Origin of the sequence: Pantoea sp. GbtcB22, from assembly GCF_019091025.1 — a bacterium.
Taxonomy (GTDB): domain Bacteria; phylum Pseudomonadota; class Gammaproteobacteria; order Enterobacterales; family Enterobacteriaceae; genus Pantoea; species Pantoea leporis.
On record NZ_JAGXKB010000888.1, the window covers coordinates 1 to 235 of the forward strand.

The 235-nt window shown below is 57.9% G+C and carries 1 protein-coding gene; it reads left to right on the plus strand.

Features of this window, described 5'->3' with window-relative positions; all coding sequences use genetic code 11:
* The coding region (locus tag KVT28_RS26960; RefSeq protein WP_217551397.1) for a zinc-binding dehydrogenase at positions 1-235 on the plus strand (235 nt) is incomplete at both ends.

Genomic DNA, 235 nt, shown 5'->3' on the forward strand with positions numbered 1-235 from the left:
GATTCAGGATGTGATCGTTGAACTGACCGACGGCGGCGGGGATTTCTCCTTCGTGTGCATCGGTAACGTTAACGTGATGGGTTCGGCGCTGGAGTGCTGCCACAAAGGTTGGGGCGAATCAGTGTTTATCGGCGTGGCTGGTGCGGGCCAGGTGATTTCTACCCGTCCATTCCAGCTGGTGACCGGTCGCGAATGGCGTGGTTCCGCTTTTGGTGGGGTTAAAGGCCGTTCACAG